The sequence below is a fragment of the Glutamicibacter sp. NPDC087583 genome (assembly GCF_044743685.1).
Taxonomy (GTDB): domain Bacteria; phylum Actinomycetota; class Actinomycetes; order Actinomycetales; family Micrococcaceae; genus Glutamicibacter.
Genome location: NZ_JBIUWY010000005.1, coordinates 1 through 16,999 on the forward strand (window position 1 = coordinate 1; position 16,999 = coordinate 16,999).

Genomic DNA, 16,999 nt, shown 5'->3' on the forward strand with positions numbered 1-16,999 from the left:
TTCAATGCTGTTCGCGTTCACTATGCGGTTACGAGACAACAACCTCTAGCCAGCAAATACGGATGAGTTACAAGACTTTGTAGCACCGGAAAACACTGACCAGGAAACGTTTTGGTTTGTGTGCTTCGTGATTGTTACGGCGGTCATAGCGTGGGGGAAACGCCCGGTCCCATACCGAACCCGGAAGCTAAGGCCCACTGCGCCGATGGTACTGCACTCGTGAGGGTGTGGGAGAGTAGGTCACCGCCGGACTTAACTTGAGTAGATGGTTTGAGGCCCTGGTACCGTTTGGTGCCGGGGCCTCACCTGTTTAACCCGTCCCCTGGTAATCGACTTGCTACAGCCTATGGGTTCAGTTTCATGCTGGGCCCTTTTTGTCGTTAACCCCTTTTAGAAGAGTTGAATCTATCAAGGGGCTTCGATCGGCTACGCATGCGTCGATGGCTGGGGGGACAACCTTAGGGCCGCCACTGAGTGTCTTGCCACATTGGACCCGTTTCCCTATGGTATGACTCGTGCCTCCCGTAGACTTGAATTTAGATGTACATGCCTCGAGGGCATGCTGAATAGTTAATAGTGAAGTGATTTGCAAAGGCAAACACGAAGGTTGCGGTATTGAGATAGCCGCTGAAGGGGACATTAGATGTCTAACGAATTCCGCCGTAACTCCGACAACGGACGAGGCGACTTCCGGAACTCAGATTCAAACCGCAACAACTCCCGCGATGGCTTCAAGCGTCGCGACGACCGTAGTGATTTCAAGCGCACCGACGATAACCGTGGTGGCTTCCGCGGTGACCGTAATGCTGACCGCGGCGGTGACTTCAAGCGCGACGACAACCGTGGTGGTGGCTTCAAGCGTGATGACAACCGTGGTGGTGGCTTCAAGCGTGACGATAACCGCGGTGGCGGTTTCCGCAATGATGACCGTGGTGGTTTCCGCGGCGAGCGTCGCGATGACAACCGTGGCGGTGGCTTCCGCAATGATGACCGTGGTGGTTTCCGTGGCGAGCGTCGCGATGACAACCGCGGTGGCGGCTTCAAGCGTGATGACAACCGTGGTGGTGGCTTCAAGCGTGATGACAACCGCGGTGGCGGTTTCCGCAATGATGACCGTGGTGGCTTTAAGCGTGATGACAACCGCGGTGGCGGTTTCAAGCGTGATGACAACCGCGGTGGCGGCTTCAAGCGTGATGACAACCGTGGCGGTGGCTTCAAGCGTGATGACAACCGTGGCGGTGGCTTCAAGCGTGACGACAACCGCGGTGGCGGTTTCCGCAATGACGATCGTGGCGGCTTCAAGCGTGATGACAACCGCGGTGGCGGCTTCAAGCGTGATGACAACCGCGGTGGCGGCTTCAAGCGTGATGACAACCGTGGCGGTGGCTTCAAGCGTGATGACAACCGCGGTGGCGGTTTCCGCAATGATGACCGTGGCGGCTTCAAGCGTGATGACAACCGTGGTGGCGGTTTCCGCAATGAAGACCGTGGTGGTTTCCGCGGCGAGCGTCGCGATGACAACCGTGGCGGTGGCTTCAAGCGTGATGACAACCGTGGTGGCGGTTTCCGCAATGACGATCGTGGCGGCTTCAAGCGTGACGATAACCGTGGCGGTGGCTTCAAGCGTGATGACAACCGTGATGGTGGCTTCAAGCGTGCCGACGACCGTCGCTCGAAGGGTGAGTACCCAGCACGTGAAGACCGCTTTGCTGATAAGCGCGGTGACGCACCGCGCGCACATAATCCTGGCGATCTTCGCATCTCGAACCGTGCCGATCGTGAACAGTCCCCAGATATCGATGAGGATGTTACCGGTAAGGAGTTGGACCGCGTAGCACGCGCCCAGCTGCGTTACCTCGAAGAGCGCTCGGCAAGCTGGGTCGCAAAGCACCTGGTGATGGCTGGCCGCCTGCTGGAAGACGACCCAGAGCTGGCATACGAGCACACCCTGGCAGCATCGCGCCGCGGCGGCCGTGTCGCGGTGGTTCGCGAGGCCGTTGGCATCGCTGCCTACCACGCTGGCAAGTACGCCGATGCACTGCGCGAACTGCGTACCCACCGTCGTATTTCCGGTTCGGACTACAACCTGCCATTGATCGCTGACTCGCTGCGTGGCCTGGGCCGCCCAGAGAAGGCAATCGAGCTCGCCCAGTCCGAGGAATGCGCCAATCTGGAAAGCGCCGTCAAGGTTGAAATGCAGATGGTTGCTGCCGGTTCGTATGGTGACTTGGGCAAGCTGGATAAGGCTCTGGCTGAGCTGGAGTCGCTGGAACAGCTGAACTTCAACCGTGCCTTCTCCTTCAGCCCACGTTTGTTCACTGCCTACGCTGATCTGCTGTCGGCTGCCGGCCGTGCAGAAGACGCGAAGCGCTGGAACGCTCAGGTCGAGGTTGCAGAAAGCGCCCTGGGCATCGAGCGTGAAACCGAATCCTTCATCATGGACCTGGCTCCGGAGATGGATGAGGAAGAGGAAACCCCACGCGCCAAGGATCTGATCGAGCCTTCGGAAGCTGAAGAAGCAGATGCCGACGCCGAGGCTGAAGAAGCAGATGCCGACGCCGAGGCTGAAGAAGCAGATGCAGAAGCCGAGGCCGAAGAAGCAGAAGAGGCAGAAGCCGAGCAGACCGGCATCGACGAGGAAGATGACCTGAACGAAGTCATCGAATCCGACACGGAAGCTGGCGAAGCTGACGTGGAAGAAGAATCGGCGAAGTAAGCTTTGGCGTAGTAGCCAAATACCTCAAGTAGTAGGAACCACCACCGAATGCTGATTTCCGGATTTGATTCCGTCCTCTCCGACTTGGACGGCGTCGTCTATGCTGGCCCGAACGCCATTGACGACGCCGTGGAGTCGCTGAACACCCTCGCGGAAGTGAATGTCACCTTGGCGTTCATTACCAACAATGCTGGGCGTTCGCCGATGTCCGTCGCGGCCCACCTGCGCCAGCTGGGCGTGAAAACCAGCGCTGAGCAGGTTTTCGGTTCTGCCGACGCCGGTGCGGAGATGCTGGCCCGCGAATTGAATCCGGGATCCAAGGTTTTGGTGGTGGGTTCCCCCTACCTGCGCGAATGCATTGCCGTGCGCGGGTTGGAAGTCGTCGAATCCCATAAGGAAGAACCCATAGCGGTGATCCAGGGGTTCGACCCGGACATCTCGTGGAAGAACCTGGCCGAGGCCAGCTACGCGATCAATCACGGTGCCCAATGGGTTGCCACCAACACCGACCTGACGATTCCGCGCGCCGAGGGCCTGGCCCCGGGCAACGGATCGCTGGTCAATGCGGTGAAACTGGCCACGAGCGTGGAACCACGCGTGGCGGGCAAACCCGAATCCTACCTGTTCGCTCGGGCCGCGGACCGACTGGATTCCCAGCGCCCGCTGGTCGTCGGCGACCGCCTGGATACCGACATCCTTGGCGGCTTCCGTGCTGGGTTCTCCACCGCGCTGGTGCTGACCGGTGTGGACACTCCGCGCACAGCACTGGGCGCACCGGTCGAGCAGCGCCCCAACTACCTCATCAATTCGATGGCTGATCTGTACCGGCCGTACCCGACCATCAAGGTACTGGGCTACGGTGTGCAGGTCGGCGACGCGGTTGCCAAGGTCGATAACGGCGCGATCGAAGTCTCGGGCAGCGACCAGGACCTGAATGCCTGGCGCGCCGCCTGCCATGCCTGGTGGCTGGCCCATCCGCGCCAGTCGGGGCACGAAGAACCGGAAATCCGGTTTACCGAACGCGGGCTCGATGCCCTGCGCAAGATCCGGGGCTAAGCATGCAGCCGCAGAATCCTCTTCCGAGCCCTGGCCCTCGCGGGCCGGATGATGCAGCAGTGGAGCAGGCGCTGTCTTCCCTGGCCGACCATGACATTACCGAGCATGCCGGAATCTATGAGCAACTGCTCGCCGGCCTGCAGCAAGAACTGAATCGTACGGAGCACGGCGCGTGAATCGCCTGGATCAAGAACTTGTCACCCGTGGGCTGGCGCGCTCGCGCACCGAAGCAGCCAAGCTGATCGATGCCCAGCGGGTGCTGCTGAACGGGCAGGCCGCCACCAAGGCCGCCAAGAAGGTTTCCGCCACCGATGAGCTGGCGCTGGTGCCCAGCGAAGGCGAAGAATACGTCTCCCGTGCCGGGCATAAGCTCGCCGGAGCCCTAGATGCTTTTACGACTATTGACCCCGCTGGCCTGCACTGCCTGGACGCCGGTGCCTCGACCGGCGGCTTCACCGACGTGCTGTTGCGCCGCGGTGCGAAATCTGTGGTCGCAGCCGATGTAGGCCATGGCCAGCTGGTCGACGAGCTGCGCGAAGACCCCCGCGTCACGGTCCACGAAGGACTGAACGTCCGCTATCTGGCCCCCGAAGATATTGGGGGACCAGTCGACCTCGTAGTAGCCGACTTGTCCTTTATTTCGCTGCGCCTGGTGATCGACGCCTTGGCCGGGGCCGCCAAGGACGGCGGCTTCCTGCTGCTGATGGTCAAGCCGCAGTTCGAGGTCGGGCGCGAACACCTGAACCGCACCGGCGTGGTCACCGATCCCGCCCTGCGCCGCAGCTCCGTTGAAGCGGTGGTCGCCAGCGCGCAAGCCGCGGGACTGCACCTGCGCGGGCTGGCACGCAGCCCGCTGCCGGGACAGGACGGCAATGTCGAATTCTTCCTTTGGCTTGCCGCAGGAGAGGATCCACAGCCTGCCGATGTTCCACGCATCGGGCAGGATGTTGACTATTCTTAGTAGTGACGTGTTTTAGCCGTGGTCGATAACCACGGTCATTTTGCACCTCGCGATGCTGAGAGGGGCCGACCGCCTTGCGCCGAATCCTGATTTTCACCCATACCGGACGCCAAGAAGCGATCACCGCGGCCATAGAAACCTGCGCCCTGCTCAACGCCGCCGGAGCTATCCCGGTGATGCGCGGCAAGGACCAGCTGGCGATGACCGAAGCGATCGGCGCGGCTGTGCCTTCGGTGCAGGTGCTCGGCGAGGATTGCCAGATCGAGGACGTCGACATGGGCGTGGTGCTCGGTGGCGATGGCTCCGTGTTGCGTGCCGCGGAATTGGTGCGGGAATCCCCGATGCCGCTGGTGGGGGTAAACCTCGGGCATGTGGGTTTCCTCGCCGAAGCTGAACGCAGCGAACTGGCCTCCACCGTGGAAGCACTGGTCAATGAGACCTACACCGTGGAAGAACGCATGACCATGGAGGTCAAGGTGTGGCTGGACAACGTCTGCCTCGCCGAGACCTGGGCCTTGAACGAGGCCGCGGTGGAAAAGGCCAACCGCGAACGCATGGTCGAGGTCGTGATCGAGGTCGACGGCAGGCCGATCTCCACCTTCGGTTGCGATGGTGTCGTGATGGCCACGCCTACCGGTTCCACCGCGTACTCCTTCTCCGCCGGCGGCCCGGTGGTCTGGCCGGACGTGGCGGCGCTGATCATGGTGCCGATCTCCGCACACGCACTGTTCGCCAAGCCCCTGGTCATTTCCCCGGATTCGATCATGGCCGTCGAAATGCTGACCCGCACCGATGCCGGGGCCGTGCTCTGGTGCGATGGACGGCGCACCATCGAGCTGCCGCCGGGAGCCCGTGTGGAAGTAACGCGCAGTGACCGCCCGGTGTACATGGCGCGATTGAACACGACGCCGTTTTCCGAGCGCCTGGTCAACAAGTTCGAGCTGCCCATTACCGGTTGGCGCGGACCAGCGAAGGAAGAGGCGCGCCGTCCGGCCACTACGGCACTGCCGGTGATCGGACCAGGCCTGCAAAGCGTCGATCCGCATTACCGCGATGAACCGGGCATTCCCATGGTGGGACGCCCCGAGGACCAGGACTGAATAGCGGCCTCGAAGAAAAACTTTCCACATGCTCGAACATAGTTACGAAAAATAGGGTTAGAACACATATACTAAAAGCGCACGGTACGACTTGAACTCGACATTCGGGAGCAGGCATTGATTCAGGAAATCCAGATATCCAACCTTGGGGTGATCACCGAGGCCACGCTTCCGCTTGGTCCGGGACTCACGGTAGTCACCGGTGAAACCGGCGCTGGCAAGACCATGGTGATCACCGCCTTGTCCCTGCTGCTCGGGCGCCGGGCCGATGCCGGTGCGGTGCGCAACGGCGCCAAGCACGCTCTGGCTGAAGCCGTGGTGCACTTGCCGCCGGATCACCACGTGCTCGATGCCGCAGGCCAGGCAGGCGCATTCATCGAACCAGCGGGGGAGAACAGTGAACTGCTGCTTTCCCGCTCGCTCTCGGCCCAAGGCCGTTCACGCGCCACCATCGGCGGACGCAGCGCCCCTGTCGGCCTGCTGGCCGAGCTGGGGCACGATCTGGTGGCCGTCCATGGCCAATCGGACCAGATTCGCCTGAAAGAGCCGGTGGCGCAACGCGATGCCCTGGACCGCTTTGCAGGTAGCTCGCTGTCGCGCACGCTAAGCAACTACCAGCGAGCCTACCGCCAGTGGCGATCGGCTTCCAAGGAGCTGGCGGGGCTCAAAACCGAATCGCGCAACCGTGTTCGCGAAGCAGAAAACTTGCGCCTGGCGCTGGACGAGATCGATTCCCTGGATCCGCAGCCGGGCGAGGACGAAGCCTTGCGCGAGCAATCCATGAAGCTGGGCAATGTCGAGTCCCTGCGCACCGCCGGCCGGCAGGCGCAAGCCGTCATCGACTCCGAGGATTTCGAGAACCCGGGCGTTACCACCTTGGCGGAGACCGCCCGCGGCGTGCTGGCCCAGGCCAGTGACGATGACACTGCGCTGGCCGCCTTCGCGGAGCGGGCAGCGGAACTGGGCATTCTCGCCTCGGAACTCTCCAGTGATCTTGCCGCCTACGTTGCCGACCTCGATGAGGAAGGCCCGGAGCGCTTGGCGCAGATTGAAGCCCGCCGTGCCGATTTGAGCAAGCTCATGCGCAAGTACGCACCGAGCATTGATCAGGTGCTCGCCTGGGCTGCCGAATCTCGTACCCGTCTGGAAGAACTCGGTGGGGATGACTCGCGCATCGAGGAGCTGGAAACAGAAGTCGTTGAATTGGAGCACAAGGTGGCCTCGCTGGCCTCGGACCTCTCCGACGCGCGCCGCAAGGCTGCCAAGAAACTCTCCGCGCAGGTTTCAGCCGAGCTCAAGGCCCTGGCGATGCCGGATGCCAAGCTCGTCATCGAGGTGAAGGAACTGGAAGAACCAGGTGCCTTCGGCCAGGACGCGATTTCCATGCTGCTGGCCCCGCATGCCGGAGCCTCGCCGCGACCGCTGGGCAAGGGTGCCAGCGGCGGCGAGCTCTCCCGCGTCATGCTGGCCATTGAAGTCGTCCTAGCGGCGGTCGACCCGGTGCCGACCTTCGTCTTTGACGAGGTGGACCAGGGCGTGGGCGGCAAAGCGGCGGTGGCCATTGGCGAGCGCCTGGCGATGCTGGCAAAGCATGTGCAGGTCATCGTCGTGACCCACCTGCCCCAGGTGGCCGCCTATGCGGATCGGCACATTCGTGTGATCAAGAATTCAGATGCCAAGTCGAAGGCGGGAGCTGGCTACACTGCCAGCGATGTCATCAGCTTGGATCAGGAAGCCCGCGTCAAGGAACTTGCGCGCATGCTCGCCGGCCAAGAGGAATCCGGCACGGCGCAGGCGCATGCTGAGGAGTTGCTTGAAGAAGCGCAGAACCTAGTGTCATCGCTCACCTCCAAGAAAATGGCGAAAGCCTAAAAGTCTTGGTGAGCCCCTGAATTACGGCAATGCTAGGGCATTGGCCGGAGGTGCACTAGAGTCTTATGAGGATGCGAAATATTGGAATGGTGATAGGATGAAATCCCGTGGTGCAGCGTAATTCAACTCGTGATTCTCGGTCGTCTGAAACGACAAAGCATATCTTCGTCACCGGCGGTGTGGCCTCTTCCCTGGGTAAGGGATTGACGGCATCCAGCCTTGGACATCTACTTCGAGCTCGTGGTCTCTCAGTGACCATGCAGAAGCTCGACCCGTACCTGAACGTCGATCCAGGTACTATGAACCCCTTCCAGCACGGTGAAGTCTTCGTTACTGACGATGGCGCAGAAACCGATCTGGATATCGGACACTATGAGCGTTTCCTGGATGAGAACCTTCCGGGTACCGCCAACGTGACCACCGGACAGGTCTACTCGACCGTTCTTGAACGCGAACGTCGCGGTGAATACCTCGGCGATACCGTTCAGGTCATCCCTCACATCACCGATGAGATCAAGCGTCGTATGCGCTTGGCAGCAACCGAACCAGGGGCCGGCAAGTCGGCACCTGACGTGATCATCACCGAAATCGGTGGCACCGTCGGCGATATCGAATCCCAGCCATTCCTCGAAGCAGCACGCCAGGTCCGCCAGGACATCGGCCGCAAGAACGCATTCTTCGTACACGTTTCCCTGGTTCCATTCATCGGCCCAAGCCATGAACTGAAGACCAAGCCTACCCAGCACTCCGTTGCCGCTTTGCGTTCGATCGGTATCCAGCCAGATTCGCTGGTAATCCGCTCGGACCGTCCAATCCCGGCAGAAATGCGCGCCAAGCTCGGCCGTACCTGCGATGTGGACACCGAAGCAGTGATCAACTGCGCCGATGCTCCAAGCATCTACGACATCCCAAAGGTCATCCACTCCCAGGGCCTGGACGCTTACATCGTCCAGACCTTGGAGATGAAGTTCCGCGACGTCGACTGGGCTTCATGGGATCGCTTGCTCGAAGTCGTGCACAACCCCGCAACCGAGCTGACCGTAGCTTTGGTGGGCAAGTACATCGATCTGCCCGACGCCTACCTGTCGGTCACCGAAGCTCTGCGTGCCGGCGGGTTCGCAAACAACGCCAAGGTCAACATCCGCTGGGTACCAGCAGATGACTGCGCTACCGAAGCAGGGGCCGCCAAGGCGCTTGAGGGTGCAGAGGCAATCTGCGTCCCCGGTGGCTTCGGCATCCGCGGTCTGGAAGGCAAGCTGGGCGCGCTGCGCTTCGCTCGCGAAAACAAGCTGCCAACCCTGGGCCTGTGCCTGGGACTGCAGTCGATGGTCATCGAATACGCCCGCAACATGGCTGGCCTCACCGATGCATCGTCCACCGAATTCGATCCTGAAACCTCGACCCCGGTCATCGCGACCATGGAAGAGCAGCTGGACATCGTTGAAGGCAAGGGCGACCTGGGCGGCACCATGCGTTTGGGCCTGTACGACGCAAAGCTGCTTGAGGGATCGGTTCTGGCTGAGACCTACGGCAAGACCGAGGTTGCGGAGCGCCATCGCCACCGCTACGAGGTCAACAACTCGTACCGCGCGCAGCTCGAAGAGGCTGGCCTGGTCTTCGCTGGCACCTCGCCAGATGGCAACCTGGTCGAGTTCGTTGAACTGCCAAGGGAAGTACACCCGTACTACGTTTCAACGCAGGCTCACCCTGAGCTCTCCAGCCGCCCGACTCGCCCGCACCCGCTGTTTGCAGGTCTGGTCGAGGCAGCTCTGGAGCTGCGCAAATAAGTAATACAGCTTGCCGGAGGTAAAACTCTGAAGGCACTGCGCGCCGGTCGTTACTGACCGGCGCGTAGCTGTTTAAGCTGGAGAATACCGACCAGCTTTTTCTACCGAAGGATGATCCTCGTGCCGCTGCATCCGATAGCCGATGAATTCTCACCACGTGAATTGCTGAACCGTGAAACCGTGTATGAGGGACGGATCTGGGACGTCATCCATGACACGGTGAAGCTCTCCGAATCCGGGGCGACCATTGAACGCGATTACATCAACCACCCCGGTGCTGTATGCGTTCTGGTCATGGATGCTGAAGAACGCATCTTGATGGTCAACCAGTACCGCCACCCGGTAGGCATGCGGCTGTGGGAAATCCCTGCCGGGCTGCTCGATGTGGCTGGAGAACCACCTTTGGAAGCTGCCAAGCGCGAATTATGGGAAGAAGCGGATCGTACCGCCGAGCACTGGTCGATCCTCACCGATGTCTTCTTGAGCCCGGGCTCCTCGGCCGAGGCAGTGCGAGTCTACCTCGCGCGCGATGCGAAACTGGTTGCCGCCGATCAGCGCCATGAGCGTACCGAGGAGGAAGCTGAAATGATCAGCACCTGGGTGCCGCTGGAGGAAGCCGTCGCAGCCGTGCTGGCAGGCAAGATCCATAATCCCACCGCGACAATCGCGATCCTTGCCGCTCATGCAGCCCGTACCAGCAAGTACTTGGACCTGCGCGATGCGAACGAGCCATTCGATGTGCACCCATACCTGCGCGAACGATGAGCGACCACTTCGAGACCCCGCTCAAGCGCTACCTGCAGCATCTGGCGATCGAGCGTGGGCTGGCCGAGAATACCCTGGCTTCCTACCGGAGGGATCTGCTTCGCTACGTTGAAGCGCTGCAGGCAGCCGGCGTAGCACAACCGCAGCAGATTACCGAGCTGGTCATCAGCGGCTACCTTCAGGATCTATCCCGCGGGGACCAAGAGCATAAGCCGTTGAGCGCCCGCTCCGTCGCTCGCCATTCGGTAGCCATCCGCCAACTGCACAAGTACTGGGAGCTCGAAGGGATTTGCGCGCCTAACCCAGCCCGCGAGATCCAGCCTCCGGCTATCGGGCAATCCCTGCCCAAAGCGATCTCCATCGACCTTGTTACCAGGATCCTCGAATCGGTGAGCATCGAAACCCCTGCCGGGCTGAGGGATCGCGCGATCCTGGAGTTCTTGTACTCCACCGGTGCGCGCATTTCCGAAGTCGTGGACCTGGACGTCGATGACCTGCACTTTGCCGAAGACGCCGTGGTGCGCTTGTTCGGCAAGGGATCCAAGGAACGCGTCGTTCCGGTCGGCGGTTATGCCCAGCGTGCGGTCAGCGATTATCTGGTGCGTGCCCGTCCCGGGCTAGCCACCAAGGGCAAGGGAACTCCAGCGTTGTTCCTGAACCAGCGCGGGGGACGGCTTTCCCGCCAATCGGTGTGGCTGTTGCTTTCGAAGGCAGCCGAGCGCGCCGGGATTACCACCGAGGTTTCTCCGCATACGCTGCGCCATTCCTTCGCCACTCATTTGCTGGAGGGCGGCGCGGATGTGCGGGTGGTCCAGGAGCTGCTGGGACATGCATCGGTCACCACCACGCAGATCTACACCAAGGTCACCGTGGATTCGCTGCGTGAGGCCTACCAGCTGGCCCACCCGAGGGTGAACTAGTGGTCGCCGGCCACCAAGTGCGTTCTGCCAAGCAGGTAGCCCTCGTGGCGCTGCTGCAGGAGCGCGAAGGACGGCTGCACGTGTTGCTCGGACGCAAGCGTCGCGGATTCGGCAAGGGCAATATCGTGTTGCCCGGCGGCAAGATCGAGCAGACAGAGATCGCGCGGCAAGCGGCCATCCGGGAATTCTCCGAGGAAACCGGACTGCTCCTCGCTCCGGAGGATCTGGAGCCTGCGGCGCAGGTCAATTTCCGGTTCCCCGCCCAGCCGGCAGCCGACATGGAATGCGCCACCTTCATTGCCCGGAAGGCATCGGGCCAGCTGCACATCACCGAGGAGCTCGAGCCGCTGTGGGCCGATCCGGCGGCCTTGCCCTTGGAGCAGATGTGGCAGGATTCCCCGTTGTGGCTGCCGCAACTCGTAGCCGGCGGGAAATTTACCGTCGAGATCGTGCTGGCGCAGGACAACACCTCGGTGCAGAGCATCAGCTTCGAGAACTGGGACTAGCCAGCGAGCTGCATCTAGTCCTGTTCGGTTTCGAAGATCAAGAGGTCGCCGGGCTGGCATTCCAATTCCCGGCAGAGGGCTTCAAGTGTGCTGAAACGTACGGCCTTGGCGCGCCCGTTCTTGAGCACCGCGAGGTTGGCCGGGGTAATGCCGATGCGTTCGGCCAACTCGCCGACGGCCATTTTGCGGCGGGCCAGCATCACGTCTATATCTACGCGGATTCCCATTAGATCACGCCGCCCAGTTCGGTACGGAGCGCATCGGCTTGGGCTTCGGTCATCGCCGCTTGTGCGAGCAACTGCCGCAGTACGAGCACGATGATGCTGATGCCGATCATCAGCACCCCGGCTCCACCAACAAGAAGCACGACTCCGGGTGCAATTTCCGTGCTGGCGGCGAAGATCGCTCCGAGGGCAAAAGTGGATAGGGCGCCGATCGTGAAGGCAATGATGATCGGCGTTACATAGCCCAGGGAAGCGGGATCGAAAACGGTGCCGCGTTTAACTCTCGTGGCTAGTTTCCACACGCTGTAGACGCAGGTTTCAATGATGAGCCCGGCGAGAAGCAAGTAGCCGAGGAAAGAGGCTTGAAAGAACTTGTCGGTGCCGTTGCTCGGCGACTCGTGGATCAAGATCATCGGGATCATGAACAGCTGCACAAAAAGCGTGCCAGCCAGGATCACGGCCAGAACTACCTTCAAACCGATAATGCTGAATTTTCCCATGGCAATAGACCTTATCGTTCTTCGGAATGCATCTATCGTTAAACGATAGGCCCATTGGCCTGGGACTGCAACCTTGGGCAACGATGGCAAGCCGATGCCGTCTCGCAGCAGGCACGGCAATGGCCACGGGCTGGCACGGCTATGCCATACCCGCGGCCAATGCCGTGAGTCGAAGCGTCTACAGCGAGCGCTGCTCCACGCCGTTATAAGCCGAAAGCGGGCGGATCAGCGCATTGGCTGCACGCTGCTCGAAGATGTGGCTGGTCCAGCCGGTGATGCGTGCCGCGATGAAGATCGGGGTGAACATCTCGGTGTCGAAGCCCATCAGATGATAGGTAGGGCCGGCCGGGTAGTCGAGGTTCGGCTTGATGGACTTGGCCTCGTCCATGGCTGCCTCCAGGCCGTCGTACAAGCCCAGCATCTCATGGCGGCCGTAGTGCTCGATCATGCGATCCAGCGCGGCCTTCATGGTTGGCACGCGGGAGTCGCCGTGCTTGTAGACGCGGTGGCCGAAGCCCATGACCTTCTTCTTGGCGGCCAGTGCCTCTTCCATCCACGCCTTGGCGCGCTTGGCGGCATCCTCGCGGGATTCTTCCTTGTCGATGCCGATCTCGTTGAAGGTATGCATGACAGCTTCGTTGGCGCCGCCGTGCAGGGGGCCCTTCAGTGCGCCGATCGCCCCGGTGACGGCCGAGTGCAGGTCGGAGAGGGTCGAGGTGATCACGCGGGCGGTGAAGGTCGAAGCGTTGAAGGAGTGCTCGGCATAGAGCACCATCGATACGCGGAACGCGTCGACAACCTCGGGGGCTGCTTCTTCGCCGAAGGCCATCCACAGGAAGTTCGAGGAGTAATCCAGATCTCCGCGCGGTGCTACCGCGTCCTGGCCGCGGCGGCGGCGCTGGTCGTAGGCAACCACTGCGGGGAAGGCCGCGAACAGCTCCTTGGCCTTGAGCAGCTCTGCCTCGGGGGAGGAGTTCTCGGCCTCGGGGTGGTTGGCGCCGATTACCGAGACGGCGGTACGGCCCACATCCATGGGATGGCAGTCAGCTGGAAGCAGGTCGATGGCGGCCTTCACCCGCGGGTCCAGCGCGCGGTTGGCCCGCTCGAAAGCACTGAACTCGGTCAGTTCGCTTTGCGTTGGCAGCTCGCCGGTCCAGAGCAGCAAGGCGACCTCTTCGAAGGACTTGTTCGCGGCCAGGTCCTGGACCGGGTAGCCGCGGTAGAGCAGCGAGTTGGTGTCTGGATTGACCTTGGAGACGGCGGTGTAGTCAACGACGACGCCTGCTAGGCCCTTCTTGATTTCCTCGGTGGCAGTCATTCTTGCTCCTCTTCATTGCCGGAGAATAATAATGCTTTGGGTCGCGCCGGCCGGCGGGTGCCGGCCGGCGCAGGGGGTAGTAGGTGCTTGCGAGCCTAGAGGTTCGCGCTGTTGGAATCAATGTCCAGGGTTGGGACCTGGAAGTTGAAGATTCCGGTGTCGAAGCGGTTGTATGCCTCGTAGTCCACGAGCTCGTACAAACGTGACCTGGTCAACATGCTATCCACTTCACGGGCCTGGGTGCCATCCTCGCTGATGGCATCCAGTACGCGTTCAGCCGCGCCCATGGCGCTGCGCAGCAAGGTGACCGGATAGATGATCAGCGCGACGCCTGCATCGGCCAGTTCCTGGCGGTTGAACAGCTCGGACTTGCCGAACTCGGTCATGTTCGCCAGTACCGGCACGTCGACCGCGTTGCATACTGCCTCGAATTCGGCGACGTTCTTCATCGCCTCCGGGAAGATCGCGTCGGCACCAGCATCGACCATCGCCTTGGCACGGTCGATCGCCGCATCCAGGCCATCGACCGCACGGATATCGGTGCGGGCCATGATCAGGAAGTTCTCATCGATGCGTGCATCAGCGGCAGCGGCGATGCGCTTGAGCATGGTGTCGGTATCCACCACATTCTTGCCATCCAGGTGCCCGCAGCGCTTCGGGTTGAACTGGTCCTCGATGTGGCAGCCGGCAAGGCCGGCGTATTCGAGTTCCTGGATGGTGCGCGCCACGTTCATCGGCTCGCCGAATCCGGTGTCGGCATCCACGATCGCCGGCAGGTCCGACATGCGCGCGATCTGCCCGGCGCGGGTTGCTACCTCGGTCAGCGAAGTCAGGCCGATATCCGGCAGGCCCAGGTCGTTGGCCAGCACGGCACCGGAGATGTAGATTCCGTCGAACTGCTTCTCGCTGATCAGCTTGGCCGAGAGCGGGTTGAAGGCTCCGGGGAACTGGCGGGCAGCGCCCGGGGTGAGCATCTCGCGCAGCGCAAGGCGCTTTTCTGCGGGGGTCCTGGTCGAGTACAGCATGCTAGAACAGGCCCTTCGGTGCGGCCGCGGCGTCGATGACGCCCGCTGCGGCGGCGATGTTCAGCTGGTCCAATTCGCCGGCGGCCAGGTTTTCCAGGTTTTCCGCGGCCGCGATGAAGCGGTCGATCTCGGCGTCGTCCACCAGGCCGGCGGCCAGGGTGCGGAACTTGTTGATGTACTGCTCGCGGGCGAAGGGACGGGCGCCCAGCGGGTGCGCGTCCGCAACGGCGATTTCGTCGGTGATCACGGTGCCATCGTTCAAGGTGATTTCCACCGAGCCGCCGAAAGCCTTCTCGGCAATATCCAGCGAGTGGTAGCGGCGGGTCCATTCGGCATCTTCTTCGGTGGCCACCTTGTTCCACAGCTCCACGGTGTCGGCGCGGCCGGCACGCTCTGGCGAGTAGGAATCCACGTGGTGCCATGCGCCATCCTGCAGGGCGACGGTGAAGATGTACGGGATCGAGTGATCCAGGGTCTCGCGCGATGCGGTTGGATCGTACTTCTGCGGGTCGTTGGCTCCGGAACCGATGACGTAGTGCGTGTGGTGGCTGGTCTTGATCAGCACCGACTTGACGTTCTGCGGGTCGGTGGCCTCCGGGTGCTCGCCATGCAGCTTGCGGGCCAGGTCGATCCAGGCCTGCGCCTGGTACTCGGCCGAATGCTCCTTGGTGTAGGTGTCCAGGATGGCGCGCTTGGCTTCGCCGGCCTCTGGCAGCGGCACCTCGTAGGCGGCATCCTTGCCGTCGAGCATCCAGGCGATCACGCCGTCTTCGCCTTCGTAGATTGGCACGGGGGAAGTCTGGCCGCGCATCGCGCGGTCGGCAGCCTCGACGGCCATCTTGCCGGCGAAGGCCGGGGCATGGGCCTTCCAGGTGGAGATTTCGCCCTTGCGCGACTGGCGGGTGGCGGTGGTGGTGTGCAGGCCCTGGCCAACGGCCTGGAAGATGGTCTCGACATCCAGCCCCAGCAGGGTGCCGATGCCGGCAGCGGCCGATGGGCCCAGGTGCGCTACGTGGTCGATCTTGTGCTTGTGCAGGCAGATGGCCTTGACCAAGTCCACCTGGATCTCGTAGCCCGTGGCGATGCCGCGGATCAGGTCCTTGCCCGAAGCTCCGGTGTGCTGGGCAACCGCCAGGATCGGCGGGATGTTATCGCCCGGGTGGGAGTACTCGGCAGCCAGGAAGGTGTCGTGGTAATCCAATTCGCGCACGGCCACCCCGTTGGCCCACGCTGCCCATTCCGGGGAAACCTTCTCGGAAATGCCGAAGACGCTGGCGCCCGCACCGCCGGTGGATGGCGCGTGGGACAGTGCCTGGGCACGGGCGGCAACGATCGGCCCGCGGTTCAGCGAAGCGATCGCGACCGAAGCATTGTCGATGATGCGGTTAATGATCATGCCGGCCACTTCTGCGGTGACCTCTACCGGATCGGCAGCAACCGTGGCGATCTTATGTGCCAGCTGGTCTTCGCGAGCCAGGTTTTCCTCTGAGCGGTATACGCGTACGGGGTGGTTGATCATGGTAACTGCCTTTCTGATCCGGCCGCATGGGCCATGATGTGGGTGAAGGATTCGTGCAGGTGAACTGTGGTGGCCGCGGCCGCGACCTCTGGGTTTCCGCTGGCGATTGCCCTGGCGATGGCCGCGTGCTCGGAAGCGGAAGCCTTGAGCCTTTCGGGATTGTCCTTGGCCATGCGCCGCACCCGTTGCAGGTTCACCCGCAAGGTGCGCAGGGCGTTGGACAGGTAATTATTGCCAGCTGCTTCGTCGATGGACTCGTCCAGCAGCTGCACCAGCTGGTAGTAGGACTCCCGGGATCCGGGAAGCTCCACCTCCGTGAGAGCTGCTTCGAAGCGGCTGGCCAGCTGCGTGAAGGCCGATCGCTGCGCGGACTTGGCAGCTTCGCGTGCGCTGGCGCATTCCAATGCCAAGCGCAGTACGAACAGGTCTTCCACGTGGTCCTCGCTGACCTCGGAGACGACAGCGCCGCGTCCGCGATGCTGAACCGCCAAGCCGTCGGCGACCAGCCGGCCCAAGGCCTCGCGCACCGGAGTGCGGGAAACGCCCAGGCGCTCTGACTGTTCCACTTCGGCCAGGACGGTCCCTGGAGCCAGGCGCCATTCGACAATGTCGGCGCGGAGGCTCTCGTAAACCTTGTCGCTTGCTCTCATGGCTCCAGTGTATACATGAAACCCGAAAATGTGTGAGTTGCGCCAAATTCTTTTGGTATTTTTTCGAAATCTGTATACAA

General features: G+C 61.9%; 17 protein-coding genes and 1 rRNA gene. 11 read left to right on the plus strand and 7 right to left on the minus strand.

Annotated features, from left to right (window positions below; genetic code table 11):
- Positions 1 to 135: 135 nt before the first annotated feature.
- Positions 136 to 252, plus strand: a 5S ribosomal RNA gene (rrf, locus tag ACIOU9_RS13130).
- A gap of 451 nt (positions 253 to 703) precedes the next feature.
- Here rrf and ACIOU9_RS13135 read toward each other — a convergent pair.
- On the minus strand, positions 704 to 1,741 hold the full coding sequence (locus ACIOU9_RS13135; protein WP_402697178.1) for a hypothetical protein: 1,038 nt from the start codon (positions 1,739 to 1,741) through the stop codon (positions 704 to 706).
- A gap of 81 nt (positions 1,742 to 1,822) precedes the next feature.
- Here ACIOU9_RS13135 and ACIOU9_RS13140 point away from each other — a divergent pair, with 81 nt between their 5' ends.
- From ACIOU9_RS13140 to ACIOU9_RS13185, 10 genes are all read left to right on the plus strand, one after another.
- Entirely contained in the window at positions 1,823 to 2,716 is an 894-nt protein-coding gene (locus ACIOU9_RS13140; protein WP_332498095.1) for a hypothetical protein, read from the plus strand.
- A 48-nt stretch (positions 2,717 to 2,764) separates the two neighbouring features.
- Positions 2,765 to 3,772: an HAD-IIA family hydrolase gene (locus ACIOU9_RS13145; RefSeq protein ID WP_402697179.1), complete on the plus strand. Its 1,008-nt coding sequence runs from the start codon at positions 2,765 to 2,767 to the stop codon at positions 3,770 to 3,772.
- A gap of 2 nt (positions 3,773 to 3,774) precedes the next feature.
- On the plus strand, positions 3,775 to 3,948 hold the full coding sequence (locus ACIOU9_RS13150) for a hypothetical protein (protein WP_388063492.1): 174 nt from the start codon (positions 3,775 to 3,777) through the stop codon (positions 3,946 to 3,948).
- Positions 3,945 to 4,733 carry a TlyA family RNA methyltransferase gene (locus tag ACIOU9_RS13155; protein ID WP_105659025.1) on the plus strand — a complete coding sequence of 263 codons (789 nt, stop codon included), beginning with the start codon at positions 3,945 to 3,947 and terminating at the stop codon, positions 4,731 to 4,733. The genes ACIOU9_RS13150 and ACIOU9_RS13155 overlap by 4 nt, the downstream gene beginning before the upstream one ends.
- Positions 4,734 to 4,807: 74 nt before the next feature.
- On the plus strand, positions 4,808 to 5,833 hold the full coding sequence (locus tag ACIOU9_RS13160) for an NAD kinase (RefSeq protein ID WP_105659026.1): 1,026 nt from the start codon (positions 4,808 to 4,810) through the stop codon (positions 5,831 to 5,833).
- 117 nt (positions 5,834 to 5,950) lie between these two features.
- Entirely contained in the window at positions 5,951 to 7,705 is a 1,755-nt protein-coding gene (recN, locus tag ACIOU9_RS13165; RefSeq protein ID WP_332487351.1) for a DNA repair protein RecN, read from the plus strand.
- 107 nt (positions 7,706 to 7,812) lie between these two features.
- Positions 7,813 to 9,492, plus strand: a complete 1,680-nt coding sequence (locus ACIOU9_RS13170) for a CTP synthase (protein ID WP_332487349.1) — start codon at positions 7,813 to 7,815, stop codon at positions 9,490 to 9,492.
- Between the two features lie 120 nt (positions 9,493 to 9,612).
- Positions 9,613 to 10,257 (plus strand): NUDIX hydrolase, encoded by a 645-nt coding sequence (locus tag ACIOU9_RS13175; protein ID WP_332487347.1) that lies wholly within the window; start codon positions 9,613 to 9,615, stop codon positions 10,255 to 10,257.
- Positions 10,254 to 11,177, plus strand: coding sequence for a site-specific tyrosine recombinase XerD (gene xerD / locus ACIOU9_RS13180; protein WP_402697182.1), 924 nt, complete (start codon positions 10,254 to 10,256; stop codon positions 11,175 to 11,177). Before ACIOU9_RS13175 ends, xerD begins: the two co-directional genes overlap by 4 nt.
- Complete coding sequence (locus ACIOU9_RS13185; protein WP_388025414.1) at positions 11,177 to 11,683, plus strand: 8-oxo-dGTP diphosphatase; 507 nt, start codon at positions 11,177 to 11,179, stop codon at positions 11,681 to 11,683. Before xerD ends, ACIOU9_RS13185 begins: the two co-directional genes overlap by 1 nt.
- A 14-nt stretch (positions 11,684 to 11,697) precedes the next feature.
- Here the strand turns inward: ACIOU9_RS13185 and ACIOU9_RS13190 are convergent, their stop codons facing one another.
- The 6 genes from ACIOU9_RS13190 to ACIOU9_RS13215 all read right to left on the minus strand — a co-directional run bounded on the left by ACIOU9_RS13190 (position 11,698) and on the right by ACIOU9_RS13215 (position 16,919).
- Positions 11,698 to 11,910: a helix-turn-helix transcriptional regulator gene (locus ACIOU9_RS13190; RefSeq protein ID WP_105659032.1), complete on the minus strand. Its 213-nt coding sequence runs from the start codon at positions 11,908 to 11,910 to the stop codon at positions 11,698 to 11,700.
- Positions 11,910 to 12,407 (minus strand): DUF2975 domain-containing protein, encoded by a 498-nt coding sequence (locus ACIOU9_RS13195; protein ID WP_105662543.1) that lies wholly within the window; start codon positions 12,405 to 12,407, stop codon positions 11,910 to 11,912. Before ACIOU9_RS13195 ends, ACIOU9_RS13190 begins: the two co-directional genes overlap by 1 nt.
- Before the next feature lie 178 nt (positions 12,408 to 12,585).
- Positions 12,586 to 13,725 (minus strand): bifunctional 2-methylcitrate synthase/citrate synthase, encoded by a 1,140-nt coding sequence (locus ACIOU9_RS13200; RefSeq protein ID WP_332487340.1) that lies wholly within the window; start codon positions 13,723 to 13,725, stop codon positions 12,586 to 12,588.
- A gap of 95 nt (positions 13,726 to 13,820) precedes the next feature.
- Positions 13,821 to 14,750: a methylisocitrate lyase gene (prpB, locus tag ACIOU9_RS13205; protein ID WP_332487338.1), complete on the minus strand. Its 930-nt coding sequence runs from the start codon at positions 14,748 to 14,750 to the stop codon at positions 13,821 to 13,823.
- A 1-nt stretch (position 14,751) separates the two neighbouring features.
- Complete coding sequence (locus tag ACIOU9_RS13210; protein WP_105659036.1) at positions 14,752 to 16,269, minus strand: MmgE/PrpD family protein; 1,518 nt, start codon at positions 16,267 to 16,269, stop codon at positions 14,752 to 14,754.
- The gene (locus ACIOU9_RS13215; RefSeq protein WP_332487334.1) at positions 16,266 to 16,919 is read right to left on the minus strand and encodes a GntR family transcriptional regulator; all 654 of its coding nucleotides are present in this window, start codon (positions 16,917 to 16,919) and stop codon (positions 16,266 to 16,268) included. The genes ACIOU9_RS13210 and ACIOU9_RS13215 overlap by 4 nt, the downstream gene beginning before the upstream one ends.
- Positions 16,920 to 16,999: the final 80 nt, after the last annotated feature.

Bases quoted from the DNA above. Each gene is read 5' to 3' on its own strand.
- ACIOU9_RS13200 (WP_332487340.1), bottom strand. From the start codon at position 13,725: ATGACTGCCACCGAGGAAATCAAGAAGGGCCTAGCAGGCGTCGTCGTT.
- prpB (WP_332487338.1), bottom strand. From the start codon at position 14,750: ATGCTGTACTCGACCAGGACCCCCGCAGAAAAGCGCCTTGCGCTGCGC.
- ACIOU9_RS13190 (WP_105659032.1), bottom strand. From the start codon at position 11,910: ATGGGAATCCGCGTAGATATAGACGTGATGCTGGCCCGCCGCAAAATG.
- ACIOU9_RS13145 (WP_402697179.1), top strand. From the start codon at position 2,765: ATGCTGATTTCCGGATTTGATTCCGTCCTCTCCGACTTGGACGGCGTC.
- ACIOU9_RS13150 (WP_388063492.1), top strand. From the start codon at position 3,775: ATGCAGCCGCAGAATCCTCTTCCGAGCCCTGGCCCTCGCGGGCCGGAT.
- xerD (WP_402697182.1), top strand. From the start codon at position 10,254: ATGAGCGACCACTTCGAGACCCCGCTCAAGCGCTACCTGCAGCATCTG.
- ACIOU9_RS13215 (WP_332487334.1), bottom strand. From the start codon at position 16,919: ATGAGAGCAAGCGACAAGGTTTACGAGAGCCTCCGCGCCGACATTGTC.
- ACIOU9_RS13195 (WP_105662543.1), bottom strand. From the start codon at position 12,407: ATGGGAAAATTCAGCATTATCGGTTTGAAGGTAGTTCTGGCCGTGATC.
- ACIOU9_RS13210 (WP_105659036.1), bottom strand. From the start codon at position 16,269: ATGATCAACCACCCCGTACGCGTATACCGCTCAGAGGAAAACCTGGCT.
- ACIOU9_RS13135 (WP_402697178.1), bottom strand. From the start codon at position 1,741: ATGTGCGCGCGGTGCGTCACCGCGCTTATCAGCAAAGCGGTCTTCACG.